General features: G+C 71.8%; 26 protein-coding genes. 3 read left to right on the plus strand and 23 right to left on the minus strand.

Annotation, left to right across the window (positions count from 1 at the left end):
- Positions 1–12: 12 nt before the first annotated feature.
- The 12 genes from O3S82_RS09355 to O3S82_RS09410 all read right to left on the minus strand — a co-directional run bounded on the left by O3S82_RS09355 (position 13) and on the right by O3S82_RS09410 (position 12274).
- On the minus strand, positions 13–681 hold the full coding sequence (locus O3S82_RS09355; RefSeq protein WP_269302356.1) for a prepilin peptidase: 669 nt from the start codon (positions 679–681) through the stop codon (positions 13–15).
- Between the two features lie 10 nt (positions 682–691).
- A complete protein-coding gene (locus O3S82_RS09360) occupies positions 692–1495 on the minus strand; it encodes a shikimate dehydrogenase (RefSeq protein WP_269302358.1) in 804 nt (267 codons plus the stop codon).
- Position 1496: 1 nt separating this feature from the next.
- Positions 1497–2633: an endolytic transglycosylase MltG gene (gene mltG, locus O3S82_RS09365; protein ID WP_179424260.1), complete on the minus strand. Its 1137-nt coding sequence runs from the start codon at positions 2631–2633 to the stop codon at positions 1497–1499.
- The gene (gene ruvX, locus O3S82_RS09370; RefSeq protein ID WP_269302360.1) at positions 2630–3106 is read right to left on the minus strand and encodes a Holliday junction resolvase RuvX; all 477 of its coding nucleotides are present in this window, start codon (positions 3104–3106) and stop codon (positions 2630–2632) included. The genes mltG and ruvX overlap by 4 nt, the downstream gene beginning before the upstream one ends.
- Positions 3107–3116: 10 nt before the next feature.
- A complete protein-coding gene (gene alaS, locus O3S82_RS09375) occupies positions 3117–5774 on the minus strand; it encodes an alanine--tRNA ligase (RefSeq protein ID WP_269302362.1) in 2658 nt (885 codons plus the stop codon).
- Complete coding sequence (locus tag O3S82_RS09380; protein WP_269302364.1) at positions 5774–6043, minus strand: DUF6167 family protein; 270 nt, start codon at positions 6041–6043, stop codon at positions 5774–5776. Before O3S82_RS09380 ends, alaS begins: the two co-directional genes overlap by 1 nt.
- Complete coding sequence (locus tag O3S82_RS09385) at positions 6040–6516, minus strand: hypothetical protein (RefSeq protein WP_269302366.1); 477 nt, start codon at positions 6514–6516, stop codon at positions 6040–6042. Before O3S82_RS09385 ends, O3S82_RS09380 begins: the two co-directional genes overlap by 4 nt.
- Positions 6517–6526: 10 nt before the next feature.
- Positions 6527–7888 (minus strand): replication-associated recombination protein A, encoded by a 1362-nt coding sequence (locus tag O3S82_RS09390; RefSeq protein WP_269302368.1) that lies wholly within the window; start codon positions 7886–7888, stop codon positions 6527–6529.
- 34 nt (positions 7889–7922) lie between these two features.
- The gene (locus O3S82_RS09395; protein WP_179424255.1) at positions 7923–8417 is read right to left on the minus strand and encodes a DinB family protein; all 495 of its coding nucleotides are present in this window, start codon (positions 8415–8417) and stop codon (positions 7923–7925) included.
- Complete coding sequence (gene aspS, locus O3S82_RS09400) at positions 8414–10183, minus strand: aspartate--tRNA ligase (RefSeq protein WP_269302370.1); 1770 nt, start codon at positions 10181–10183, stop codon at positions 8414–8416. Before aspS ends, O3S82_RS09395 begins: the two co-directional genes overlap by 4 nt.
- Positions 10180–11502, minus strand: coding sequence for a histidine--tRNA ligase (hisS, locus tag O3S82_RS09405; protein WP_269302372.1), 1323 nt, complete (start codon positions 11500–11502; stop codon positions 10180–10182). The genes aspS and hisS overlap by 4 nt, the downstream gene beginning before the upstream one ends.
- Positions 11503–11578: 76 nt before the next feature.
- Positions 11579–12274: an MBL fold metallo-hydrolase gene (locus O3S82_RS09410; RefSeq protein WP_269302374.1), complete on the minus strand. Its 696-nt coding sequence runs from the start codon at positions 12272–12274 to the stop codon at positions 11579–11581.
- Positions 12275–12330: 56 nt separating this feature from the next.
- On the opposite strand from O3S82_RS09410, the gene O3S82_RS09415 reads away from it, so the two are divergent.
- On the plus strand, positions 12331–13554 hold the full coding sequence (locus tag O3S82_RS09415; protein ID WP_269302377.1) for a DUF349 domain-containing protein: 1224 nt from the start codon (positions 12331–12333) through the stop codon (positions 13552–13554).
- A 110-nt stretch (positions 13555–13664) separates the two neighbouring features.
- Here the strand turns inward: O3S82_RS09415 and O3S82_RS09420 are convergent, their stop codons facing one another.
- From O3S82_RS09420 to O3S82_RS09435, 4 genes are all read right to left on the minus strand, one after another.
- A complete protein-coding gene (locus tag O3S82_RS09420) occupies positions 13665–15989 on the minus strand; it encodes a RelA/SpoT family protein (RefSeq protein WP_395487554.1) in 2325 nt (774 codons plus the stop codon).
- A 127-nt stretch (positions 15990–16116) separates the two neighbouring features.
- Positions 16117–16647 carry an adenine phosphoribosyltransferase gene (locus O3S82_RS09425; RefSeq protein ID WP_179424250.1) on the minus strand — a complete coding sequence of 177 codons (531 nt, stop codon included), beginning with the start codon at positions 16645–16647 and terminating at the stop codon, positions 16117–16119.
- Positions 16644–16916: a preprotein translocase subunit YajC gene (gene yajC, locus O3S82_RS09430; RefSeq protein ID WP_269302379.1), complete on the minus strand. Its 273-nt coding sequence runs from the start codon at positions 16914–16916 to the stop codon at positions 16644–16646. The genes O3S82_RS09425 and yajC overlap by 4 nt, the downstream gene beginning before the upstream one ends.
- A gap of 11 nt (positions 16917–16927) precedes the next feature.
- Complete coding sequence (locus tag O3S82_RS09435; protein WP_269302381.1) at positions 16928–17647, minus strand: hypothetical protein; 720 nt, start codon at positions 17645–17647, stop codon at positions 16928–16930.
- Between the two features lie 72 nt (positions 17648–17719).
- Between O3S82_RS09435 and O3S82_RS09440 the strand changes: the two genes are divergently transcribed.
- Positions 17720–18688 (plus strand): FhaA domain-containing protein, encoded by a 969-nt coding sequence (locus O3S82_RS09440; protein WP_269302383.1) that lies wholly within the window; start codon positions 17720–17722, stop codon positions 18686–18688.
- A gap of 4 nt (positions 18689–18692) precedes the next feature.
- Positions 18693–20141, plus strand: coding sequence for a serine/threonine-protein kinase (locus tag O3S82_RS09445; RefSeq protein ID WP_269302385.1), 1449 nt, complete (start codon positions 18693–18695; stop codon positions 20139–20141).
- Positions 20142–20145: 4 nt separating this feature from the next.
- On the opposite strand, the gene ruvB is transcribed toward O3S82_RS09445, so the two are convergent.
- Genes ruvB through O3S82_RS09480 form a run of 7 tightly spaced genes read right to left on the minus strand, consistent with a single transcriptional unit; the run spans position 20146 to position 24675 of the window.
- A complete protein-coding gene (gene ruvB, locus O3S82_RS09450; RefSeq protein ID WP_179428047.1) occupies positions 20146–21186 on the minus strand; it encodes a Holliday junction branch migration DNA helicase RuvB in 1041 nt (346 codons plus the stop codon).
- Positions 21187–21188: 2 nt separating this feature from the next.
- Entirely contained in the window at positions 21189–21779 is a 591-nt protein-coding gene (gene ruvA, locus O3S82_RS09455; protein WP_179424245.1) for a Holliday junction branch migration protein RuvA, read from the minus strand.
- Positions 21776–22306, minus strand: coding sequence for a crossover junction endodeoxyribonuclease RuvC (ruvC, locus tag O3S82_RS09460; RefSeq protein ID WP_269302388.1), 531 nt, complete (start codon positions 22304–22306; stop codon positions 21776–21778). Before ruvC ends, ruvA begins: the two co-directional genes overlap by 4 nt.
- A gap of 58 nt (positions 22307–22364) precedes the next feature.
- Complete coding sequence (locus O3S82_RS09465) at positions 22365–22757, minus strand: hypothetical protein (RefSeq protein WP_269302390.1); 393 nt, start codon at positions 22755–22757, stop codon at positions 22365–22367.
- 24 nt (positions 22758–22781) lie between these two features.
- Positions 22782–23540 carry a YebC/PmpR family DNA-binding transcriptional regulator gene (locus O3S82_RS09470; RefSeq protein ID WP_179424242.1) on the minus strand — a complete coding sequence of 253 codons (759 nt, stop codon included), beginning with the start codon at positions 23538–23540 and terminating at the stop codon, positions 22782–22784.
- 19 nt (positions 23541–23559) lie between these two features.
- On the minus strand, positions 23560–24153 hold the full coding sequence (pdxT, locus tag O3S82_RS09475; protein WP_269302393.1) for a pyridoxal 5'-phosphate synthase glutaminase subunit PdxT: 594 nt from the start codon (positions 24151–24153) through the stop codon (positions 23560–23562).
- A gap of 9 nt (positions 24154–24162) precedes the next feature.
- Positions 24163–24675, minus strand: a complete 513-nt coding sequence (locus O3S82_RS09480; RefSeq protein ID WP_269302395.1) for an alternate-type signal peptide domain-containing protein — start codon at positions 24673–24675, stop codon at positions 24163–24165.
- Positions 24676–24741 lie beyond the last annotated feature (66 nt).

Consider the following 24741-nt stretch of genomic DNA (forward strand, 5'->3'; position numbering starts at 1 on the left):
GGGGCGATTCTCTCAGACCCACACCGCGGCGAACGCACCGAGCAGCAGGTACGGACCGAACGCGATCGGGATGTTCCGGCCGAGGCGTCCGCGGACGAGCACCAGCCCGACGACGGCGCCGATGCACAGACCGAAGAACACGCCGTAGTAGGTGGCCACGAGACCCAGCGGACCGAGGCCCACGCCCACCACCGCCGACAGCCGCACGTCGCCGTAGCCCATCGGCCCGATCAGGGCGAGGACGAAGTAGAAGCCGAACACCAGCACGTTGCCGGCGAGCGCCCCCAGCAGCACCGAGGCGTCGCGCATCAGCAACGCCCCGAGGCCGGTCAGGAGCCACGTGACGACGTACAGCGGCGCGACGATCAGGTACGGCAGGAGGTGGACCTTCCAGTCCACCCACGCCAGCACGGGCGTCGCGGCGGCGATGGGCACCCACACGGGCAGCAGCGCGGGCTCGCTGATCGTCGCGGCGGCGACCCCGGCGAGGACCATCGCGGGCAGCGCGAGCCACAGGCCGAGCCAGCGCGCGCCGGCGAGCTCGGCGTACAGGATCTTCGGCGGCATGTCCGGCTCCGGCTCCCCGGTCGGCTCGGGCAGCCGGGCCAGGATCCGGGGCGAGAGCGCGGCCAGCAGTCCGGCCAGCAGGATCGCGACGACCGAGGCGACGGGAAGGGGCACGAGGTGCACCCTAACGGCTGGCGAGCGCCTCCATGGCCGCCGTCACCAGGACGCCCGGCTCGACCGTGCGCCCGGTCATGAGGTCGACCTGGAGCACCGCCTGGTGAGCCAGCAGGTCGAGTCCGGTGGCGAGCGGGAGGCCCTCGGCCTGGGCCGAGCGCATGAGGCCCGTGGGCCACGGGTCGTAGACGACGTCGAACACCGCGGCGGCCGAGCCGATGAACGCGTGCTCGCGACCCGCGAGGGCGTCGCCGGGCACCGTGGAGACCAGCAGGTCGACCGACTCGAGCACGTCGACGTGCAGCGGCACGACCGACACCGCGAGTCCCAGCGACTCGATCACGCTCGCCGTGGCGGCGGCGCGCGCGGTGTCGCGAACGCGCAGCTCGACCTCGCGCGCTCCCAGCCGGGAGCACGAGAGCGCGACCGAGGCGGCCGTGGCGCCCGCGCCGACGATGCGCACGGACGTGAGCGATCCGACGCCGACCTCGCGGAGGGCGTTGGCTGCCCCGGGGACGTCGGTGTTCGACGCGGCCCAGCCACCGTCGATCGCCACGAGCGTGTTCGCCACGCCGAGCGCCTCGACGACGGCGTCGCGCCGGGCCGCCAGCGCGGCGGCCTCACGCTTGAGCGGCGCCGTGACGGAGTAGCCCCGCCAGCCGTCTCGGTGCTCGGAGACGAACTCGGTGAGCTCACCCTCCTGCACGTCGAACGCGCCGTAGCTCCAGTCGAGGCCGAGCACCCCGTACGCCGCGCGGTGCATCGCCGGTGACAGCGAGTGCGCGATCGGCGAGCCGAGGACGGCACACCTCATGTCAGCCGCCGCACGAACCGGCGCCGTACTCGGCCTGGCAGTCCGAGGTGTGCTTGCCGAAGTCCTGGTTGTAGACGACCGAGCCGTCCTTCTTGGCGAAGAAGTACAGCCAGTCGCCGTCCGCCGGGTTCAGCGCCGCCTCGATCGAGGCCTGGCCGGGCGAGCCGATCGGGCCCGGGGGCAGGCCCGCGTGCTGGTACGTGTTGTAGAGCGACGGGTTGGCGCGCTCCTCGGCCGTGGTCCAGACGTCGCCCTTGCGCTCGCTCACGTACGAGACGGTGGAGTCGAGCTGCAGGGGCATGCCCTGGTCGATGCGGTTGTAGAGCACGCGCGCGATCTTGGCGTAGTCCTCGGGCTTCTGGCCCTCGTACTCCAGGATGCTGGCGACGGTCAGGACCTCTTCGCCGTTGAGGCCGAGCGCGGGCGCGCGCGAGCCGATGTCGAGGTCCTTCGCGACCTTGAGCGTCTGCTGGACCATGCGCGTCAGCACGGCCTTCGCGTCGTCGCCCGGCTCGACGAAGTACGTCTCGGGGTAGAGGTAGCCCTCGGGGTTGCCGTTCGCGTAGTCGGGCAGGCCGATCGTCGACGGGTCGTCGAGCGCCGCCTCGAGGTCCTTGGCCTCCAGCTCGGTGTTCTTCGAGATGATCTCGACGATCTGGCCCACGCGGGCGCCCTCGGGCACGGTGAACTTGGCCTGGACGCGCGCCGACGGGTCGACGAGCGCGGTCAGCGCGGCCTCGGCCGACATCTGCTGGCGCAGCGTGTAGGTGCCCGGCTGGATCTTCTGGGCGCGCGCGTCGGTGAGGCTGAGCTGGTAGAACGCCTCGGACGACTTCACGACGTCCTGCTCGGCGAGCAGGCGGGCGATCTGGACGCCGTTCGCGCCGGACGGGATCGTGACCTCGGCCGTGCCGGTGCCCTGGCCCGAGTAGTCCTCGGCGCCGCCCATGCGGTCCATGACGTTGGTGACGACGACGTACCCGCCGATGAGGATGGCGATGACCGCGAGCAGGGCGATCACGTTCTTGATCCCCGACTTCTTCTTCGGGGGCTCCTCCCTGCGACGCGAGCCGGGACGCGCGCGTCGCGGCTCCTCCTCGCCGGTCAGGATCTCCAGACCGCCGTCACTCTCGCTCATGCGTCGTTTCCTTCCGTCGTCACGACCAGCTCGCCGGGCGCGGTTCCGCGCATCTTCTCGGCGTCGATGGCCGACTGCAGAATCACCACGGCTGCTGCCTGGTCGATGACCGATCGTGACGATTTCGTCGTGCGTCCACTCGCGTGCAGCTGGGCCTGGCCCGCCACCGTCGAGAGTCGTTCATCGATCAACCGTACCGAAACCCCCGGAAGCGCGGTGGCGAGTGCCGCCGCGAAGGCCCGCACCTTGACCGCGGCGGGCCCCTCGCGACCGGACAGGCCCAGAGGCAGCCCGACGACGACCTCGAGCGCCTCGTACTCGTCGGCGAGGGCGACGAGACGGCCGATCGCCGCCGGGCCGGCCTGCACCGTCTCGACCGGCGTGGCGATCAGCCCGTCGGGGTCGCACGACGCGACCCCGATCCGGGCGTCGCCGACGTCGACGCCGAGCCGGCGGCCCCTGCGCCAGGTCATCGGTGCCCGATCATCCGCGCAGGGCGTCCCGGACGGCCGCGAACGCGGGATCGATGCCGGCCAGGTCGGTGCCGCCGCCCTGGGCGACGTCGGCCTTGCCGCCACCGCGACCGCCGATCCGCTCGCCCACCGTCGCGATGAGCTGCTGCGCCGACAGGCCGCGGTCGATCGCCGCGGGGTTGAGCGCGACGACGGCGGACGGCTTGTCGCCGGCCGTGCCGATCACCACGACGACCACGGGACGATCCGTGATGCGGCCACGGATGTCCAGCGCCAGCTGACGCACGTCGCCGCCGCCGACGCCCTCGGCACGGTGGCCGACGAACGCGACGCCGTCGATGTCCTCGGCGGCCTTGGCCACGTCGCCCGCCGCGCCCTGGAGCTGCGCGGTGCGGATCTTCTCGAGCTCCTTCTCGGTGCCCTTCAGGCGCGAGACGAGGTCCTGCACGCGGTGCGGCAGGTCCTCGGGCTTGGCCTTCAGCACGTCGGTCAGCTGCAGCACGAGGTCGCGCTCGCGGGCGAGGTACTGGAAGCCCTCAATGCCGGTGAGCGCCTCGATGCGGCGGTTGCCGGCACCCACCGAGGTGTCCGAGGTCAGCACGACGGTGCCGATCTGGCTGGAGCGCTCGACATGCGTGCCGCCGCAGAGCTCGCGCGACCAGGGGCCGCCGATCTCGATGACGCGGACCTCCTCGCCGTACGTCTCACCGAACAGCGCGAGCGCGCCGAACTCCTTCGCCTCGGGCAGCGTCATCCAGTGCTGCGAGACCTGCAGGTCCTCGCGCAGCGCCCGGTTGGAGACCTGCTCGACCTGGTGGAACTGCTCGGGATCGAGCGCGCTGCCCCAGCCGAAGTCGAGGCGCAGGTAGCCCGGCCGGTTGTACGAGCCGGACTGCAGGGCCGTGGGGCCGAGCACCTCGCGCAACGCCGCGTGCACGACGTGCGTGCCCGAGTGCGCCTGGCGGGCGCCCACGCGCCACTCGTGGTCGACCTCGGCCGACAGCTCGAAGCCCGTGGTCAGCTCGCCCTCGACGACGCGCACCTGGTGCACGACGAGGCCACGGATCGGGCGCTGGACGTCGAGAACCTCGGCCCGGCCGCCGTCCCAGCGCAGCACGCCGGCGTCGGCGTTCTGGCCACCGGACTCGGCGTAGAAGCCGGTGCGGTCGAGCACGACCTCGCCGACCTGGCCCTCGGACAGCACCGGCACCGACTGGCCGCCGGACAGCAGCGCCAGCACCTTCGACTCGGTGATGAGGTTCGTGTACGCGACCCAGTCGGTGGGGCCGAACGCGTCGATCGTCTCGCGGTAGACCGTGGTGTCGGCGTGCAGGCCCTTCTTGGACTTCGCGTCCGCCTTCGCGCGCGCCTTCTGCTCGGCCATGAGCGAGCGGAAGCCCTCCTGGTCGACCGAGAGGCCCTGCTCCTCGGCCATCTCCAGGGTCAGGTCGATCGGGAAGCCGTACGTGTCGTGCAGCTGGAACGCCTGCTGGCCGCCCAGCACCGTGCCGCCGGACCTCTTCGTCTCGCCCGCGGCGACGTCGAAGATCTGCGTGCCCTTGCCGAGGGTCTGGCGGAACGCCTCCTCCTCGGCGTACGCGATCTGGCTGATGCGCGCGAAGTCGGTCTCCAGCTCGGGGTAGGAGGCCTTCATCCGCTCCATGCTCACCGGGAGCAGTTGGGGCAGCGCGGGGTCCTCGTAGCCGAGCAGGCGCATCGAGCGGACCGCGCGGCGCAGGAGCCGGCGCAGCACGTAGCCGCGGCTCTCGTTGCCGGGCGTGACGCCGTCGCCGATCAGCATGAGGCTGCTGCGGACGTGGTCGGCGACCACACGGAAGCGCACGTCGTCGGTGTGGTCGGCGCCGTACGTGCGGCCCGTGAGCTCGGAGGCACGCTCGATGACCGGGAAGACCTCGTCGATCTCGTAGAGGTTCTCCTTGCCCTGCAGCAGGTACGCGACGCGCTCCAGCCCCATGCCGGTGTCGATGTTCTGCTTCGGCAGCGGCTGGACGACGTCGAACTGGTCCTTCGCGGTGACGTTGGTGATCTCCTCCTGCATGAAGACCAGGTTCCAGATCTCCAGGAAGCGGTCCTCGTCGGCCTCGGGCCCGCCGTCGGGGCCGTACTCGGGGCCGCGGTCGACGTAGATCTCCGAGCAGGGGCCGCCCGGTCCCTCGACGCCCATGTGCCAGTAGTTGTCCAGCAGGCCGCGGTTCTGAATGCGCTCGTCGGGCAGGCCCGCGACCCTCTTCCAGATCTCCCGCGCCTCGGTGTCGGTGTGCAGGACCGTGACCCAGATCTTCTCCGGGTCGAAGCCCAGTCCGCCGTCGTCGACCGACTTCGTGATCAGCTCCCACGCGAGCGTGATGGCGCCTTCCTTGAAGTAGTCGCCGAAGCTGAAGTTGCCGTTCATCTGGAAGAACGTGCCGTGGCGGGTGGTCTTGCCGACCTCCTCGATGTCGAGGGTGCGCACGCACTTCTGCACGCTCGTGGCGCGGTCGAACGGCGGCGTCTCCTGGCCGAGGAAGTACGGCTTGAACGGCACCATGCCGGCGTTGACGAACAGCAGGTTCGGGTCGTCGAACAGCAGCGGCGCCGAGGGCACGACCGTGTGGCCGGCGTTCTCGAAGTGGTTCAGGAATCGGCGCCGGATCTCAGCGGTCTCCATCAGTGGGGGTCCTTAGGTTCGGAGGGTTCGGTGGGCTCGGTCAGGGCGAGCCGGGGTTCGTGGTCGAGCAGGCGCTGGCGCAGGTGCTGCTCCTGGGCGGACATGCCCTCGGCCATCTCGGCACGGAAGGCACGGACGCCGGAGCCGAGCGCGGCCGCCTGGTCGATCAGGCCGGGCATGGACAGCCGGTAGGCCGCCCGCTTGGCCTTGACGCTGGAGTAGACGCCCGCCGCGGCGCCGGCGACGAACCAGGCGAGGCGGGCGCTCATGAGCCCACCCAGCCCCGGCCGCCGGGCGGTGGGGGCGGTCCGTTGGTGGCGCGGGCCGCCGCACGGGCGGCCCGCTGACGAGCTCGCTTCCGGGCGCGGTACTCACGGCGCATGAGGCCCAGGATCCGGTCGCGGCTCTCGGGACGCAGCGCGTGCGCGACGCCCGCCGCGACGATGTTCAGCCGGACGGCAGGACGCGTCATCGACGCCGCCACGACCTGGTCGTGGGTGGGCTGCACGATCACGCGGCCCTCGACGACGCGCACGACCTCGAGCTCCGGCTCGCGCTCGCCCTCGGGCTCGGTCACCAGGACCGGCTCGAGCACCGTGCTCACCGGCTCGCTCACGCTCGCCGGCTCTCGGTCGGCCAGCGCCTTCGCCTGGCGCAGCGCGCGCACCGCGACGACGGCCGCGGCCACCGCGACGACCGCCAGGACGGCGGTGGCGACGAGCATCGCGAGCTGCACGGACATGGGAACGAGGTTACCGGTCTCGGACGATCGCGCGGATTCGGGCGAGCCGCTCCGCGATCGCTCCTTCCGCGCCGTGGGGCCCCGGCCGGTAGTAGTCGGAGCCGTCGACGTCGTCGGGCGCGTACTGCTGCGACACGACGCCGCGCGGGTCGTCGTGGGCGTAGACGTAGTCGTGCCCGTGGCCCAGCTTCTTGGCGCCGGAGTAGTGCGCGTCGCGCAGTGCGGGCGGGACGGCGCCCACCTTGCCGGCCCGCACGTCGGCCATCGCCGCGTCGATCGCGCGGATGACCGAGTTCGACTTCGGTGCCGTGGCCAGGTGGATCACGGCCTGCGCGAGCGGGATGCGGGCTTCGGGGAAGCCGATCATCGCGACCGCCTGCGCCGTCGCGGTGGCCAGCGGCAGCGCGGTGGGGTCGGCCATGCCGATGTCCTCGCTGGCGTGGATCATCAGGCGGCGGGCGATGAACCGCGGGTCCTCCCCCGCCTCGATCATCCGCGCCAGGTAGTGCAGCGCGGCGTCCACGTCGGAGCCGCGGATCGACTTGATGAATGCGCTCGTCACGTCGTAGTGCTGGTCGCCCTGGCGGTCGTAGCGGACGGCGGCCTTGTCCACCGCGAGCGCGGCGTCGTCGAGGGTGATCTCCTCGTGGCCCTGGTCGGCGGCGGCACCGGCCGCGGCCTCGAGGTAGGTCAGCACGCGGCGGCCGTCGCCGCCGGCCAGCCGTACGAGGTGCTCCCGCGCCTCCTGGCTGATCGAGATCGCGCCGCCGTAGCCGCGCTCGTCCTCGATCGCGCGGTCCACCAGCACCGTGATGTCGTCGTCGGTCAGCGGCTGGAGGGTGAGCAGCAGCGAGCGGCTCAGCAGCGGCGAGATGACGCTGAAGTGCGGGTTCTCGGTGGTGGCCGCGACGAGGCTGACCCAGCGGTTCTCGACCCCGGGCAGCAGCGCGTCCTGCTGGGCCTTGCTGAAGCGGTGGACCTCGTCGACGAAGAGGACGGTCTCCTTGCCGCGCGACAGCGCCTGACGGGCGCCCGCGATGACCTCGCGGACCTCCTTCACGCCGGCGCTGACCGCCGAGACCTCCACGAAGCGTCGATCGGTCTGGTGGCTGATGAGGCTGGCGAGCGTGGTCTTGCCGGTGCCGGGAGGCCCCCACAGCAGCACGGTCAGCGGAGCGCTGCCCTCGATCATCCGGCGCAGCGGCGAGCCCGGCGCGAGAAGGTGCTGCTGGCCCACCAGCTCGTCCAGCGACTGCGGCCGCATCCGCACCGCGAGCGGCGCGCTGGAGTGGGCGTTGCCGGCGAGCGTGCCGCTGGAGTCGCGCCGGCTCGTGTCGGGCGCCTCGGGAAGGTCGAAGAGTCCGTCGGTCACCCCACGAGCCTACGGCGTCACTCCCGCGTGGCGCCTACTCTCCCGTGCGACCGTCGATGCACTCGCGCAGCAGGTCGGCGTGACCGCAGTGGCGCGCGTACTCCTCGATCATGTGGACCAGCAGGTCGCGGATCTCGACCGTGCCGGAGCGGTGATGGGGCAGCTCGCGGCCGAAGTCGGCCTCGTCGATGCCATCGAGCCACTGCTCGGCCCGCTCCACCTGGGTGCGCAGCGCGGCGAAGGCCTCGTCGACGCACTCCTGCGTGCCGACCGCGTCGTTGAAGTCCGCGTCGCTGTCCTGCTCCTTCAGGAACAGCGGTGCCTCCGACGACTGCTGACCGACGCGCACGAACCAGGTGTGCTCGACGTACGCCATGTGACGGACGAGGCCGAGCAGCGACAGCGTGCTGGGCGGCACGCTGCGCAGCGCGAGCTGCTCGGGCGAGAGGTCCTCGCACTTGCGCAGCAGCGTCTGGCGGTACTGGGCCAGGTACTCGACGTAGGTGGCCTTCTCGCCGACGGAGCTCACGCCTCGTCGGCGTTCTCGTCGTCCGCCTCGGGCTCGGCGTCGACACCGGCCTCGGCACGCTGCTCGGGCGTGATCGGCGCGGGCGCCGCGGTCAGCGGGTCGTAGCCGCCGCCGGACTTCGGGAACGCGATGACCTCACGGATCGAGTCGGCCCCGGCGAGCAGCGCGACCGTGCGGTCCCAGCCGAACGCGATGCCGCCGTGCGGCGGGGCGCCGTACTTGAACGCCTCGAGCAGGAAGCCGAACTTCTCCTGGGCCTCCTCGGCGCCGATGCCCATGATCTCGAAGACGCGCTTCTGGACGTCCTCGCGGTGGATGCGGATCGAGCCGCCACCGACCTCGTTGCCGTTGCAGACGATGTCGTAGGCCTGCGCGAGCGAGTCGCCCGGCGTGGCCAGGGTCTCGGGGTCCTGGGGCGCGGTGAAGGCGTGGTGCACCGCGGTCCACTCGCCACCACCGACCGCGACGTCGCCGGAGTCGAGCTCGCTGACGGCCTCGAACATCGGCCAGTCGACGACGAATGCGAAGGCCCACTTCGACTCGTCGATGAGGTTCTCGCGCTTCGCGATCTCGATGCGCGCGGCACCGAGCAGTTGGCGCGAGCTCTTGACCGGGCCTGCCGAGAAGTAGACCGCGTCGCCGGGCTTCGCACCGACGGCCTCGACGAGGCCCTCGCGCTCGGTCTCGGACAGGTTCTTGGCCACCGGTCCGCCGAGCGTGCCGTCCTCCTGGACCAGCACGTAGGCGAGCCCGCGGGCGCCGCGCTGCTTGGCCCACTCCTGCCAGCCGTCGAGCGTGCGGCGGGCCTGCGAGGCGCCGCCCGGGTGCACGACCGCGCCGACGTACGGCGCCTGGAAGACGCGGAACGGCGTGTCCTCGAAGTAGTCGGTCAGCTCGACGAGCTCGAGGTCGAAGCGCAGGTCGGGCTTGTCCGAGCCGTACTTGCTCATCGCGTCGGCGTACGTGATCCGCGGGAACGGCGTCGGCAGGTCGACGTCGATCAGCTTCCACAGCGCGACGTAGATCTCCTCGGCCAGCGCCATGACGTCGTCGGGGTCGACGAAGCTCATCTCGATGTCCAGCTGGGTGAACTCGGGCTGGCGGTCGGCGCGGAAGTCCTCGTCGCGGTAGCAGCGCGCGATCTGGTAGTACCGCTCGAGCCCGCCCACCATGAGCAGCTGCTTGAACAGCTGGGGGCTCTGGGGCAGCGCGTACCAGGAGCCGGGACGCAGGCGCGCCGGAACGAGGAAGTCGCGCGCGCCCTCGGGTGTGGAGCGGGTCAGCGTGGGCGTCTCGACCTCGACGAAGTCGTGGCGCTCCAGCACGGCGCGGGCGGCCGCGTTGACCTTCGAGCGCAGCCGCATCGCGTGGGCCGGGGCGGGCCGGCGCAGGTCGAGGTAGCGGTGCTTGAGCCGCGCCTCCTCGCCCACTTCCACGTGCTCGTCGATCGGGAACGGCAGCGGCTCGGAGCGCGACAGGATCTCGACGTCGTCGGCGATGACCTCGATCTCGCCCGTGGCGATCGCGGGGTTCTCGTTGCCCTCGGGACGGCGCTGGACCGTGCCGGTGACCTTGAGGCAGAACTCGCTGCGCAGCTGGTGGGCGACGTCCTCGCGGACGACGACCTGGGCGACGCCACTGGCCTCGCGCAGGTCGATGAAGGCGACGCCGCCGTGGTCGCGGCGACGGGCGACCCACCCGGCGAGCGTGACGCTCTCGCCGATGTTCGCGGCCGTCAGGGTTCCGGCGTCATGGGTGCGGATCACGCTGTCGTCTCCTTGTGGGTCACCTGCGGTCGCAGGTCGGTCTCGGGGGGCGTCCAGGCGTCGGGATCGGCCGACACCTGCTCACCGGTTCGGATGTCCTTCACCTGGTCGCCATCCTCGGTGACGAACCAGACGAACGGGATGCCGCGGCGCTCGGCGAAGCGGATCTGCTTGCCGAACTTCTGGGCGGCCGGGGCCACCTCGCACGCGATGCCGCGGGCGCGCAGGCGCTGCGCGATCGCGTCGCTGCCGGGTCGGGAGTCCTCGTCGTTGACGGCCACGAGCACCGCCGACGGCACCGAGCGCGAGGACGTGATGCCGCTCGTGGTGAGCGTGGACAGCAGGCGCGAGACGCCGATCGACAGGCCGACGCCCGGGTACGTGCGCTTGCCGTCGCTGGCCAGCTGGTCGTAGCGGCCGCCCGAGCAGATCGAGCCCAGCGCCGGGTGCTCGGCCACGCGGGTCTCGAACACGGTGCCGGTGTAGTAGTCGAGGCCGCGCGCGATGCGCAGGTCGGCCGTGACGGTGACGCCCTCGACGGTGGCGCAGCCCGCGACCACGGCCTCGAGCTCGGTGAGCCCCTCGTCGAGCATCGGGTGCTCGACGCCGAGGTCGCGCACGCGCTGCACGAACGACGTGTCGGTGGTGACGATCTCGGCCAGCGCCAGGCACGCCTTGGCCTGGTCGGGCGTGAGGCCCTGCTCGGTCAGCAGCTCGGCGATGCGCTCGGCCGGCAGCTTGTCGAGCTTGTCGATCACCTGCATGACGGCCGTGGGCTCGGCGATGCCCAGACCCAGGTAGAAGCCCTCGAGGACCTTGCGGTTGCTGACCTGCAGCGTCAGCGACAGGCCCGGGATGGGCAGCCCCGCGAGCGCCTCCGCCATGACGCGGGCGACCTCGACGTCGAAGTGGAACGGCAGCGTGCCGTCGCCGACGATGTCGATGTCGGCCTGCGTGAACTCACGGAAGCGGCCGGCCTGCGGGCGCTCGCCGCGCCAGACCTTCTGGATCTGGTAGCGGCGGAACGGGAACTGCAGGTGGCCGGCGTTCTCCACGACGTAGCGCGCGAACGGCACGGTGAGGTCGAAGTGCAGGGCCAGCTCGGAGGCCTCGGACTCGTCGGCGTGCAGGCGGCGGACGGCGTAGACCTCCTTGTCGATCTCGCCCTTGCGCAGCAGCGTCTCGAGCGGCTCGACGGCGCGGGTCTCGATGTTGCCGAACCCGTGCAGCTCGAAGACGCGCGCGAGGTGGTCGAGCACGACGAGCTCGACGTTCCGCTCCGCCGGCAGGAACTCCGGGAAGCCGCTCAGTCTGCTCATGACGACACCTCCGTCGAAGAAGCACGGTACGGACGCGCCGACATGAGGTGCCTGAATGGAACTCGCTGGCACTCGATCATGCCGTCAGCTCCGCGAGGAACGGGTTCGTGGCCTTCTCGCGGCCGATCGAGGTCTGCTGGCCGTGACCGGGCAGGACGACGACGTCGTCGGGCAGCGTCAGCACCTTGGACTGGAGGCTGCGCAGCATCTCGGCGTGCACGCCGCCGACCAGGTCGGTGCGGCCGATCGAGCCGTAGAACAGGAAGTCGCCGGAGAACATGATCTGCGAGACGGGCTCGGGGCCCGTGTAGTCGACGCGGTACGCGACCGTGCCCGGCGTGTGGCCCGGGCAGTGGTCGACCGTGAGCGTCAGGTCGCCGACCTCGATCGTGGCGCCGTCGACGGCGTCGCGGACGTCGGCGGGCTCGGAGAACTGGGACTCGTCGATCTCGCCGAGCTGCTGGCGCAGCATCGCCGCCGACTCGTTCGAGATCGCGGCCATCGGGTCGGCGAGCAGGTGCCGGTCGGCCGGGTGGATCCACAGCGGGCAGCCGTAGGCGTCGGCGACCTGCGCGGCGTCCCACATGTGGTCGAAGTGGCCGTGGGTGACCAGCACGGCCGCCGGGGTCAGGTCGTGCTCGGCGACGACGGCGCGGACGCCCTCGAAGGACTGCATCCCGGGGTCGACGATCGCGCACGGCTGGCCGGGTCCGGAGGCGACGAAATAGCAGTTCGCCTGCAGCGGTCCGGCGGGGAAGGCGGTGAGAAGCACGCCTGTCAGGGTACGCGAGGAGGACCCAGCGCCGCGAACCTCCTAGACTGACCGCCATGAGTGACTGGGGCCGCGTCGACGCGGACGGCAACGTCTACGTCAAAGAGGGCGACGGCGAGCGTCTGATCGGACAATGGGTGACCGGCGGCGACGCCGACGAGGCGCTCGCGTTCTACACGCGACGCTTCGACAACCTCGAGACCGAGGTCGATCTGCTGGAGAAGCGGATCGAGGCCGGCACCGTCTCGCCCGACGACGCCACGAAGGCGATCGCGACCATCCGCGAGCAGCTCGTCGACGCGCAGGCGATCGGCGACCTCGCGTCGCTGTCCGCGCGCCTCGACAAGCTCGAGCCGGCCCTGGGCGAGCTGCGGGCCAAGCGCAAGGCCGAGCGCGAGCAGCGCACCGCCGAGGCCACCGAGGCCAAGACGCGCATCGTCGCCGAGGCCGAGAAGATCGGCGCCGGCCAGGACTGGCGCAACGGCGCCGACCGGCTGCGCGCGCTGCTCGACGAGTGGAAGGCGCTCCCCCGGCTCAGCAAGGCCGCCGACGATGAGCTGTGGCACCGCTTCTCCAGCGCCCGCACCGCGTACACGAAGAAGCGCAAGGCCCACTTCGGCGAGCAGAGCGTCCGTCGAGACGAGGCCAAGAAGATCAAGGAGAAGCTGATCGAGGAGGCCGAGGCCCTCTCCGGCTCCACCGAGTGGGGGCCGACCTCCGGCGCCTACCGCGACCTCATGCAGCGCTGGAAGGCCGCCGGCTCCGCGCCGCGCAACGTCGAGGACAAGCTGTGGAAGCGCTTCCGCGCCGCCCAGGACGTCTTCTTCCAGGCTCGCGAGGCCGCGAACGCCGCGCAGGAGTCCGAGTTCGCCGAGAACGCCGCGGTCAAGCGCGAGATCCTCGTCGAGGCCGAGGGGCTGCTACCGATCAAGGACCTCGAGGCCACGCGCCGCGCCTGGCACGACATCGCCGACCGCTGGGAGGCCGCGGGCAAGGTCCCGCGCGACCAGATCAAGGAGCTCGAGGGTCGCATCCGCGCCGTCGAGAAGGCGATCCGCGACGCCGGTGACCAGGAGTGGAAGCGCACCGACCCCGAGAAGTCGGCCCGCGCGGACGACATGATCACCAAGCTCGAGGACGCCATCGCCGGCATCGAGGCCGACATCGCCAAGGCCGAGGCCGCCGGCGACACGAAGAAGGTCGCGAAGCTCCGCGAGAACCTCGAGTCCCGCCAGGCCTTCCTCGACATCGCCCGCCGCACCGCCTCCGACTTCAGCTGAGGCTCCGAGCCCTTCGGGCTCCAGATCTGTAGCGCTGTCCACCTTTTTCAGCCGGTTCTGCCGGTAAAAGGGTGGACAGCGCTACACATCTCGCGCGCCGGAGGCGCGGGCTACTGGGTGACGCGGTAGGCGTCGAAGACGCCGGGGACGTTGCCGACGGCCTTGAGGACGGCGCCGAGGTGCTTGGCGTCGGCCATCTCGAAGGTGAAGCGGCTCTTCGCGACGCGGTCGCGCCCGGTGCTGAGGGTGGCCGACAGGATGTTGACGTGCTGGTCGGAGATCACCTTGGTGATGTCGGACAGCAGGTGCGGGCGGTCGAGGCCCTCGACCTGCATCGCCACCAGGAACGTCGTCTTCGCGTTCGCGATCCAGCGCACGTCCACGACGCGCTCGGTCTGGTGGGCCAGCTCGGTGAAGTTCACGCAGTCGGTGCGGTGCACCGAGATGCCGGAGCCGCGCGTGACGAAGCCCTGGATGGCGTCACCGGGCACCGGGGTGCAGCAGCGCGCCAGCTTGACCATGACGTCGCCCGACACGCCCACGACCTCGACGCCCGCGTCGCCGCGGACCGACGTGACCGAGCGGCTCGTGCGCAACGGCATCGCCGTGGCCTCGGCCGCCTCCTCCTCGGCGCCCTCACGGCCGCCGGCGAGGTCGATGACGCGGTCGACGACGTTCTGCGCGCCGACGTTGCTCTCCCCCACCGCCGCGTACAGCGCGGCGATGTCGGCGTGGCCCATCTCCTTGGCCACCGTGTCGAGGTTCGCCTGCCGGAACAGGCGATGCATCGGGAGGCCCTCCTTGCGCATCTGCTTCGCGATGAGGTCCTTGCCGTGGTCGATGGCCTCCTCGCGGCGCTCCTTCGTGAACCACTGGCGGATCTTGTTGCGGGCGCGGGGACTCTTGACGAAGTCGAGCCAGTCGCGGCTCGGGCCGGCCGTGGGCGACTTCGACGTGAAGATCTCGACGACGTCGCCGCTCTCGAGCTTGGACTCCAACGAGACGAGGCGGCCGTTGACCCGGGCGCCGACGCACGTGTGACCGACCTCGGTGTGCACGCCGTACGCGAAGTCCACGGGCGTGGCCCCGGCGGGCAGCTGGATGAGGTCGCCTCGCGGCGTGTACGCGTAGACGCCGGCGTTCTGCATCTCGAAGCGCAGTGAGTCCAGGAAGTCGCTCGAGTCCTCGGTCTCGGACTGCCAGTCGACGAGCTCGCGCAGCCACACCATCTCGTTGCCGCCGGGGGCGCCCTTGGACGCCTTGCCGCCGACCGCCGCCAGCGACTCCTCCTTGTACTTCCAGTGCGCCGCGACGCCGAACTCGGCGCGACGGTGCATGGCGTACGTGCGGATCTGCAGCTCGACCGGCTTGCCCTGCGGGCCGATCACGGTGGTGTGCAGCGACTGGTACATGTTGAACTTCGGGACGCTGATGTAGTCCTTGAAGCGGCCCGGGATCGGGTTCCAGCGCGCGTGCAGGACGCCGAGCACGGCGTAGCAGTCGGCCACGTCGTCGACGAGGATGCGCACGCCCACGAGGTCGAAGATGTCGGAGAAGTCGCGACCGCGCACGAGCATCTTCTGGTAGATCGAGAAGTAGTGCTTCGGCCGGCCCGTGATCTTCGCCTTGATCTTGGCGTGCCCGAGGTCGGAGTTCACGTCGCGGATGACGCGCTCCAGGAACGCCTCGCGGGACGGCGCGCGCTCGGCGACCAGGCGCACGATCTCGTCGTAGACCTTGGGGTGCAGGGTCGCGAACGACAGGTCCTCGAGCTCCCACTTGATCGTGTTCATGCCCAGGCGGTGGGCCAGGGGCGCGAAGATCTCGATCGTCTCGCGGGCGATGCGCTCCTGCTTGTCCTGGCGCAGGTAGCGCAGGGTGCGCATGTTGTGCAGGCGGTCGGCGAGCTTGATGACCAGCACGCGGATGTCGCGCGCCATCGCGACGACCATCTTGCGGATCGTCTCGGACTGGGCCGAGTCGCCGTACTTGACCTTGTCGAGCTTCGTGACGCCGTCGACCAGGTGCACGACCTCGTCGCCGAAGTCCTTGCGCAGCTGCTCGATCGTGTACGAGGTGTCCTCGACCGTGTCGTGGAGCAGCGCGGCGCACAGGGTGGGCGCGGTCATGCCGAGCTCGGCCAGGATCGTGGCGACGGCCAGCGGGTGCGTGATGTACGGGTCGCCGCTCTTGCGCTTCTGACCCTCGTGCATCGCCGCGGCGACCTCGTAGGCCTTCTGGATCGCGGTGACGTCGCCCTTGGGATGCGTGTCGCGGTAGACCTTGATGAGCGGGTCGAGCACCGGGTTGCCGGCGCCGGTGGACCGGCCGCCGATCCGCGCGAGGCGGCTGCGCACGCGCGAGGACGTCCGCGCCGAGTCAGGTGTCCTGGACTCGGCCGGCTTCGTCGAGGATCCCTCGGTCCGCTCAGCCACGCGTGCCTCCTTCAGTCCATCCTACGGAGGCCCGGTCAGAGCGCGCCGGAGATCACCGACGCGAACACGCCGAGCACGAGCGCGGCGATCGCGATGATGGCGACGATGCGGACGGTGTTCTGGCTCATCAGTACTCCAGGAGGGCGGTCAGGGCGAGGTCGCCGAGGGCGTCGCGGCCGCCCAGGGCGGGCAGCTCGATGAGGACGAGCCCGCCGGCGACCTCGGCGCCGGCGCGCTCGAACAGGCGCCGGGAGGCGGCCAGCGTGCCGCCCGTGGCGAGGACGTCGTCGACGAGGAGGACGCGGGCACCCTCGGTGACGGCGTCGGCGTGGATCTCCACGACCGCCTCGCCGTACTCGAGGGAGTAGTTCTCCGCGAGGGTCCGCGCCGGCAGCTTGCCGGCCTTGCGGACCGGCACGAGGCCGATGCCGAGCGCCTCGGCGATCAGCGGCGCGAGCAGGAAGCCGCGGGCCTCGACGCCGGCGACGACGTCGAGCGGGCCGAATGCGCGCGCGGCGTCGACGAGGGCGTCGACGGTGGCGCGCAGGCCCTCGGGGGCGGCGAGCAGCGGGGTGATGTCACGGAACGTGACGCCGGCCTCGGGCCAGTCCTCGATGGCGCGCACGAGGCGCGCGGCGACCTCGGGGAAGTCGCTCATGCCTGGGGGTCGATCACTTCGGCGACCGCGGCGCGGGCGACGGTGATGACGACGCCGGGCGCGACCTCGAGGTCGATCGTCTCGTCGGCGAGGGTCTGCACGGTGCCGTGGATGCCGCTGCTGATCATGACGCGGGCGCCCGGCTGGAGGGCGTCCTGCATCTGGCGCAGCTCGGTGTACTGCTTCTGACGCGCGCGCATCGGCCGGATGATCAGCAGGAAGAAGACGACGGCAAGAAGGAGGAGGGGAATCAGGTCAGCGGGACTCATCCCGATCGATTCTAGGGGTCGAGCCCCGCGCGGATCTCGTCGAGTATCCGGGGAGGGAACTCGGTCGTCGCGCGACACCGCTCGACGAGGTAGACGATCTTGTTCAGCCGCGGCCCGGGGAGGTCGATCGAGCGCCGCGCCAGCGCCGGGCGCAGGACGTTGCGGTCGAAGGCGCCGTCACTCGGCTCGGGGATGCCACGCCACGTCGCGAACGCCGTCTTCAGGTCCCCGTGGGCGACCACACCGTGCGGCGGCGAGAGCGCCACGGCGAGCGCTCCGACGAGCCACCCGTCATCGCCCTCCAGCGCGGCGACGCCCAGCTGCACCGTCCCGGAGCCCTCCGTCGGCGCCTGCTGCGGTGTCTCGATGTCGAGCGTCATGACCAGGTCCGGGAAGCGCAACGACACCTCGGTGCGTGCGTGCGGCAACGACAGGTGCTGGCCGGCCGCGGGGACGGTGATCTCGCCGGTGCCGGTCCTGACCTCGACGATCGCGCCGTTCGCGCGCTGGCCTCGGTAGAGCGCCGGGCGGTCCGCCGAGGCCGTGAGCACGAGGGCCGGGTCGCTGACGTACGGCAGCCGCACGAAGACGAAGCACGATCCGTCGATCTCCGTGGCCGCGACCAGCCGGTCCGTGGGCAGGTCCATCCGGCGGGCGACGACGCACCGCTGCCCCGGCTCGAGCTCGGCCGTGCCGGACGGGCCGGCGTCGGTCGACCAGGCGATGCGCATGTGAGTCCCCTCGCGCGGAACGTGTTCCACGGCGGCTCGACACCACCGATCCGGGGGCCGCACGCTGGCGTCATGATCGACTCGCTGACGACCCTCGGATCCAATCTAGTCGTGCTCGCGGTGTTCCTCGGCGTCGTGGTCGTGGCGCTGCTGGTCGCCCGCTCGGTGTTCGGCACGGTCTCGATCCGGTCGACGGCCGTCGAGGCGGCCGCCCGTCTCACGTCGCTGCCGACCGCGACGCCCGGCGCCCTGCGGCGCCGGTTCGCCCGCGCCGTGACGAGTCAGCACGTCGTCATGCCCAGCGGCGAGCGGCACGCCCACCCGCGCCTCGTCGTGCGGATCTCCCCGGAGGACGCCGAGCGCCTCGCTCCCGAAGGCGAGCTCTCGGGGCTCGAGCGCGATGCCGTCCAGCTGTACCTCAAGCACGCCGCCCGCAACCAGTGGAAGGTGCCCACGGACGTGCAGGTGGCCATCGAGATCGACCCGGTCCTCCGTCCCGGCTGGATCCCGCCGGCGCGCGGGGTCGGCCGCCCCACCGCTCCGGAGCCGGTCGCGTCGGCCCCGACCGGCACCGACGCCGAGCGGGCGGCCGCCTGGGCGCGGGTCGCGAGCCCGCGGTCGGTGTCGCTCGCCACGGACGACACCGGTCCGATCACCGCCACCTGGACCGCGGCCCAGATCGACCAGACTCGCGAGCCTGCCACCGTGGCCGTCGGCCGGTCCGGGATCGAGCTGGTGGGGCCCGACGGATCCGCCCACGTGGAGAAGGGGTCGATCGTCGTGCTGGGTCGGGGCGACCAGTCCCCCGTGCGGCTCACCGCCCCGGAGGTCTCGGGTCGCCATGCCGCCGTGCGCCACCGCGGCGGCGGCTGGGAGATCCGGGACCTGGGCAGCACGAACGGGACGGTGGTCGACGGCGAGCGCCTGTCGAACGACGCGTGGCAGCCCTTCCGGCCCGGCTCCACGATCGAGCTCGCCGGCGTCCGACTCACCGTGCGCGCCGACGCGTTCGGGACCGTGCCGCTGCTCGGGGGACAATGAGCCCATGGTCGTGACCGTCGGTGCCCTCGACCGGGCACCCCGCTTCGAGATGCTCGAGCGGATCGGCGCGGGCAGTCACGGCGTCGTCTACCGCGCGCACGACCACCAGCTGCGCCGGGACGTGGCCGTGAAGCGGTTCGCGCACGTCCTGACCGACGACCCGCGGGCGATGCACCGCATCCGGCGGGAGGTCAACGCCCTCGCCCGCGTGAGTCACCCGTACGTCGTCACGATCCACGACCTGGTGATGCTGCCCGACGGCGACGGCGAGGAGTCGCCGCACCTCGTGATGGAGCTCGTCGACGGCACGAGCGTGAAGCAGCTGCTCACCGACCACGGACCGAGCATCGAGTCCGTGCGACTCGTCCGGCACGTGCTGGCCGCTCTCGACGCCTGCCATCGGGCGGACATCCTGCACCTGGACATCAAGCCCGCCAACGTCCTGCTGACGGCGGCAGGCGACGTGCGCCTCGTCGACTTCGGCATCTCCCGCGCGGCCTCCGACCTGACGGCCACGATCGCCGGCACTCCGCACTACATGTCCCCCGAGCAGTACGAGGGCCGGGTCGACCGGCGCAGTGACGTGTACTCCGTCGCGTGCCTGCTGTTCGAGACCTTGACCGGCCGCACGCCGTTCCCCGGCCCGCCGGCGGTGCAGCTGATGGCGCACCGCTCGGCCGCCCGGCCGGATCCGCGCGAGGTCGATCCGGCGATCCCCGCAGGGCTCGTGGACGTCCTGCACCGTGCCATGGCGATCGATCCCGACCGTCGCTACGCGAGCGCCGCCGACTTCGCCGCGGCGCTCGCCCCCTTCGAGTCGATCGGGGCCGCCCAGGCGGGTCCGACGGTCACCGCCGTCGTCCCGTCGTCCCGCGTGACGCCCGAGCCGGCCCCGGCGCCGAGCGAGCCCGGTCTCGCCTGGACCACGCGCACGGCTCGTACGCTCGCGACCCTCGCGCTCAGCGCCGGCGTCGTCGCAGTCGTCCCGACACTCGCGTGGGCGAGCACGTCGCTGTCGCCAGCCGTCGAACACCGGCCGCCCGTCATGGACGAGTCCACCGCGTCCGCATGGTGGTGGGCGGCGGTCGTCCTCGCCGTCGCGTTCGTCGCGATCGGACGGAGGGCGTACTTCCGGCTCCTCGCGGACGCGCCGCGCCGAGCGCTGGGCATCGCCCTGGGAGCCGCCATCCGTGGATCCGCGGTACTCGCCTTCCCGTGGTACGCGGCCGGGGTCATGGCGGGCGCCCGCGCGTACGGCCTGTCGACGCCCGACCTCTACGGCTCGTGGGCCGACGTCGCCTGGATCCTCATGCCGCTCGCGACCCTGGTGCTGACGTGGCGGGCGCTGACCCGCCTGCGCTTCGGGATGACGGGGTTGCTGGCCTTCGCGCTGCGCCTTGGCGCCGCGGCCCTCGCCGCCGCGCTGTTCGCGGCCTACCCGAGCCTGCTCTGAGTTCTCACCCGTCGAAGTCGAGCGTGTCGGGCACGGCCGGCGGGGTGAGGCCGAGGTGCCGCCATGCCGCTGCGGTGGCGATGCGGCCGCGTGGCGTGCGGGCCAGGAAGCCCAGCCGGACGAGGAACGGCTCGGCCAGCTCCTCGACCGTCTCGCGCTCCTCCGACACCGCCACGGCGAGCGTGGCGATGCCCACCGGTCCCCCGCCGAAGCTGCGGCACAGGACGTCGAGCACGGCCCGGTCGAGCCGGTCGAGGCCGAGGTCGTCGACCTCGTACAGGTCGAGCGCGGCCCGCGCGATGGCGTGGTCGACCGAGCCGTCGGCGCGGACCTCGGCGTAGTCGCGCACGCGGCGCAGCAGCCGGTTCGCGATGCGCGGGGTGCCGCGCGAGCGCGAGCCGATCTCGGCCGAGGCCTCGGCGCTGATGCCCAGGTCGAGCAGATCGGCCGAGCGGCGCACGATGCGGTCGAGGTCGGCGGGCTCGTAGTAGTCGAGCTGGGCGGTGAAGCCGAAGCGGTCGCGCAGCGGGCCCGGCAGCAGGCCGGCGCGGGTGGTGGCGCCGACGACGGTGAACGGCGGGATCTGCAGCGGGATCGCCGTGGCGCCCGGACCCTTGCCCACGACGACGTCGACCCGGAAGTCCTCCATCGCCATGTAGAGCAGCTCCTCGGCGGGGCGCGACATGCGGTGGATCTCGTCGATGAAGAGCACGTCGCCCTCGTTGATGCCCGAGAGGATCGCCGCGAGGTCGCCGGCGTGCTGGATGGCGGGGCCGCTGGTGAGCCGCAGCGGGGCGGAGAGCTGGTGCGCGATGATCATCGCGATCGTGGTCTTGCCGAGTCCGGGAGGACCCGACAGCAGCACGTGGTCGGGGGTGCGCTCGCGCGCGACGGCGGCGTCCAGCACGAGGGCCAGCTGCTCGCGGACGCGCTCCTGGCCGATCAGCTCGTCCAGCGTGCGGGGCCGCAGCGCCTGCTCGAACGCGGTGTCCTGCGGTCCGGCGGCCTCGGCCACGATCGACTCGAAGTCGTCGTACTCGTCCATGCTCATCGGCGCCGGTCCATCGATCGCAGGGCGTCGCGCAGGACGGTGGAGACGTCGGGGTCGTCGCCGACGCCGTCGGCCACCCGGTCGATCGCGGCGTCGGCGTCCTTGGCCGACCAGCCGAGACCGACGAGGGCCTCGTGCACCTGGTCGCGCCACCCCGCACGGGCGGGCGCGGCGGCCGACGCGGCGACGGCGCCGACGCGGTCCTTGAGCTCGACGACGATGCGCTCGGCCCCCTTGCGACCGATGCCCGGGACCTTGGTGAGCGTGGCGTGGTCGGCCGACGCGATCGCGCTGCGCAGGCGCTCGGGTGGCAGCACCGCGAGCATCGCCTGGGCGACCTTGGGGCCGACGCCGCTGGCGGTCTGGACGAGCTCGAACATGTCGCGCTCCTCGGCGTCGGCGAAGCCGTAGAGGGTCATCGAGTCCTCGCGGACGACCATCGAGGTCCACAGCGTGGCCTCCTGCCCGATCCGCAGGTCGGCGATCGTGGAGGGCGTGCACATCACGTGGTAGCCGACGCCCTGCAGGTCGAGGACGGCGGAGTTGAGCGAGACGGTGGCCACGGAGCCCCGCAGGTGCGCGATCACCGGGCGCCTCCCGCGGCGGCGACGGCCGCGGCCAGGCGGTTCTGCGCCGAGCCGCGCCACAGGTGGCAGATCGCGAGCGCGAGCGCGTCGGCGGCATCGGCGGGCTTCGGCGGCGCGTCGAGGCGCAGCAGCCGGGTAACCATCGCGGTGACCTGGGCCTTGTCGGCCCGGCCGCTGCCGGTGACGGCGGCCTTGACCTCCGACGGGGTGTGCAGCTGGACGGGGATGCCGTGGCGCGCCGCGACGAGCATCGTGATGCCGCTGGCCTGGGCCGTGCCCATCACCGAGCGGACGTTCTGCTGGCTGAAGACACGCTCGACCGCGACGACGTCGGGCCGCAGCCGGACGACGAGGTCGTCGAGCGCGCGCTCGAGACGCAGCAGCCGCTTAGCGAGGTCGAGGTCGGCCGGGGTGCGCACGACGCCGACGTCGACCAGGTCGAGCGGGCGGCCCACCATCCCCTCGACGACGCCCACGCCGCACCGAGTGAGGCCGGGGTCGACTCCGAGCACACGAAGGGAACGCATGTTCGACACTGTAGGCGGTGGCGGCGACGGCCTCGCGGAGGCACGCCGCGCGCCGGGCTCAGCCCGTCAGCTGGTCGTCCGGGGTGCGCTCGATCTCCTCGGCCAGCTCGCCGGCGACCCGGCGCGCGTTCAGCCGTCCCGCCACGAGCGTGCGGTGCAGCGGCCGCTCGGAGCCGTCGCGGCGCAGCTCGACCGGATACCGCGCGAGCAACAGCCAGCCGGCGGCGAGCAGCACGGGGACGAGCGCGAGCACCCAGCCGCGATCCGACTTCAGCAGGACCGGCGTCAGGACGCCGAGCAGGACGAGCCCCGCCACGACGAGCAGCGGGCCGAAGCCGCCACCGGTCGGCGTGCCGCCGACGACGAGGTCGCCCTCGTGTCCGCGCAGCGCGGGACGACCGACACGGACGGTCCACCCGACGCCGTCGGGGGTGCGCACGCGTCGGTCCATGGCCACATCATGGCCGAGGCCGGCTCAGAGCTCGGCCATGACCTCGTCGGGCGCGTCGAAGTTGGCGAACACGTTCTGCACGTCGTCGGAGTCCTCGAGCGCGTCGATCAGCTTGACGACCTTGGCCGCCCCCTCGGCATCGACCTCGACGGTCACGCTGGGCACGAACGAGGCGTCGGCCGAGTCGTAGTCCAGGCCGGCCTCCTGCAGTGCCGTGCGGACCGTGACGAGGTCGCTGGGGTCGCACAGCACCTCGAAGCTGCCACCGAGGTCGTTGACCTCCTCGGCGCCCGCGTCGAGCACCGCCATCAGGACGTCGTCCTCGTTCGTGGCACCGCCCTCCTGCTCGGCGGGGACGATGATGACGCCCTTGCGGCCGAACATGTAGGACACCGAGCCCGGGTCGGCCATCGTGCCGCCGTTGCGGGTCATCGCGGTGCGGACCTCCATGGCGGCCCGGTTCTTGTTGTCGGTGAGGCACTCGATGAGGAACGCGACGCCGCTGGGGCCGTAGCCCTCGTACATGATCGTGGTGTAGTCGGCGCCGCCGCCGTCGGCTCCCCCGCCGCGCTTGACGGCGCGGTCGATGTTGTCGTTGGGGACCGACTGCTTCTTGGCCTTCTGGATCGCGTCGTAGAGCGTGGGGTTGCCGTCAGGGTCGGGACCACCCGTGCGCGCCGCGACCTCGATGTTCTTGATCAGCTTGGCGAACAGCTTGCCGCGCTTCGCGTCGATCGCGGCCTTCTTGTGCTTGGTGGTTGCCCATTTGGAGTGGCCCGACATGTCGTTCCTTTGCGTAGTCCTAGCTCTGCTTCACGAGATCGACGAAGAGTCCGTGCACACGGTCGTCGTCCCCGACCTCGGGGTGGAAGGACGTCGCCATGAGCGGCCCCTGCCGCACCGCCACGATCCTACCGGCGGCCTCGCCCGAGGGGACCTCGGCAAGCACCTCGACGCCGGGCCCGACCTCCTCGACCCAGGGGGCGCGGATGAACACGGCGTGCACCGGGTCGGCGACGCCCGCCATCTGCAGGTCGGTCTCGAACGAGTCGACCTGACGCCCGAACGCGTTGCGACGCACGGTGACGTCGAGACCGCCGACGGTCTCCTGCCCCGCCGCACCGTCGCGGATCCGCTCGGCGAGCATGATCATCCCGGCACAGGTGCCGAAGGTGGGCATGCCGTCCTTCACGCGCCGGCGCAGCGGCTCGAGCAGGTCGAACGTGCGCGCCAGCTTGTACATCGTGGTGGACTCCCCGCCGGGCACGATGAGCCCGTCGCACCGCTCGAGCTCGGCCGGGCGACGGACCGTGAACGCGTCCACGCCCAGCCGCTGCAGCGCGTGCAGGTGCTCGCGGACGTCGCCCTGGAGGGCGAACACACCGATGGAAGTCACCCCGGAAGTCTAGTCACCCTGGGCGACGGCGACCCTGACGTCGGTCAGGTCGAGTACATGGCCCTGTGACGTGTTGCCGAAGCCCGTGCCGAACGGGAAGTCGACCACGACCTCCGCGGCGAGAACGTCGCCGTCGTGGTCGTCCGTGATCTGGCCCGCCAGAGGCGTCCCGTCCACCGTGTACGTATCCGTGATCGAGACGTCGTCGGCCAGGCCGCCCTGACCCTCGAGGCCCGTGACATCGACGGTCGCCTCGAGGTCGTCGCCGGTCGCCGATATCGTCCACGAGCCGGTGAACAGCAAGGTGTCACCCGGAACGGCACGCACGGCCGAGACGTCGGCGAGCGGAGTGCCGTTGAGCGTCCAGGCGCCGGGCGTGGACTCCGTCAGCGTGAGTCGGCCTGCTGAGATGGTGCCGCCGGCGACGGCTCCGGAACCGTTCCAGTACGCGAGCGACGCCGCGCCGCCGAGCAGCACGAGCGCCGAGGCCCCGGCGACCGCGCCCTTGGTCCAGGTCTTCATGAGCTCCTCCCCGTGGGGAACGGGAACGACGTCCACGTGTCGTCCGACCCGCGCTCTTGGAGTCGT

This window comes from Aeromicrobium sp. HA (assembly GCF_027171405.1).
Lineage (GTDB): Bacteria > Actinomycetota > Actinomycetes > Propionibacteriales > Nocardioidaceae > Aeromicrobium > Aeromicrobium tamlense.

What these genes read in the sequence shown, in the direction of transcription:
- O3S82_RS09470 (WP_179424242.1), bottom strand. Translation starts at nt 23,540, where the DNA reads ATGTCGGGCCACTCCAAATGGGCAACCACCAAGCACAAGAAGGCCGCG.
- ruvC (WP_269302388.1), bottom strand. Translation starts at nt 22,306, where the DNA reads ATGCGTTCCCTTCGTGTGCTCGGAGTCGACCCCGGCCTCACTCGGTGC.
- O3S82_RS09415 (WP_269302377.1), top strand. Translation starts at nt 12,331, where the DNA reads ATGAGTGACTGGGGCCGCGTCGACGCGGACGGCAACGTCTACGTCAAA.
- O3S82_RS09360 (WP_269302358.1), bottom strand. Translation starts at nt 1,495, where the DNA reads ATGAGGTGTGCCGTCCTCGGCTCGCCGATCGCGCACTCGCTGTCACCG.
- O3S82_RS09380 (WP_269302364.1), bottom strand. Translation starts at nt 6,043, where the DNA reads ATGAGCGCCCGCCTCGCCTGGTTCGTCGCCGGCGCCGCGGCGGGCGTC.
- O3S82_RS09445 (WP_269302385.1), top strand. Translation starts at nt 18,693, where the DNA reads ATGGTCGTGACCGTCGGTGCCCTCGACCGGGCACCCCGCTTCGAGATG.
- alaS (WP_269302362.1), bottom strand. Translation starts at nt 5,774, where the DNA reads ATGGAGACCGCTGAGATCCGGCGCCGATTCCTGAACCACTTCGAGAAC.
- ruvB (WP_179428047.1), bottom strand. Translation starts at nt 21,186, where the DNA reads ATGGACGAGTACGACGACTTCGAGTCGATCGTGGCCGAGGCCGCCGGA.
- hisS (WP_269302372.1), bottom strand. Translation starts at nt 11,502, where the DNA reads ATGAGCAGACTGAGCGGCTTCCCGGAGTTCCTGCCGGCGGAGCGGAAC.
- O3S82_RS09435 (WP_269302381.1), bottom strand. Translation starts at nt 17,647, where the DNA reads ATGCGCATCGCCTGGTCGACCGACGCCGGCCCGTCCGGCACGGCCGAG.
- O3S82_RS09385 (WP_269302366.1), bottom strand. Translation starts at nt 6,516, where the DNA reads ATGTCCGTGCAGCTCGCGATGCTCGTCGCCACCGCCGTCCTGGCGGTC.
- mltG (WP_179424260.1), bottom strand. Translation starts at nt 2,633, where the DNA reads ATGAGCGAGAGTGACGGCGGTCTGGAGATCCTGACCGGCGAGGAGGAG.
- yajC (WP_269302379.1), bottom strand. Translation starts at nt 16,916, where the DNA reads ATGAGTCCCGCTGACCTGATTCCCCTCCTCCTTCTTGCCGTCGTCTTC.
- O3S82_RS09425 (WP_179424250.1), bottom strand. Translation starts at nt 16,647, where the DNA reads ATGAGCGACTTCCCCGAGGTCGCCGCGCGCCTCGTGCGCGCCATCGAG.
- ruvX (WP_269302360.1), bottom strand. Translation starts at nt 3,106, where the DNA reads ATGACCTGGCGCAGGGGCCGCCGGCTCGGCGTCGACGTCGGCGACGCC.
- O3S82_RS09465 (WP_269302390.1), bottom strand. Translation starts at nt 22,757, where the DNA reads ATGGACCGACGCGTGCGCACCCCCGACGGCGTCGGGTGGACCGTCCGT.
- O3S82_RS09440 (WP_269302383.1), top strand. Translation starts at nt 17,720, where the DNA reads ATGATCGACTCGCTGACGACCCTCGGATCCAATCTAGTCGTGCTCGCG.
- O3S82_RS09480 (WP_269302395.1), bottom strand. Translation starts at nt 24,675, where the DNA reads ATGAAGACCTGGACCAAGGGCGCGGTCGCCGGGGCCTCGGCGCTCGTG.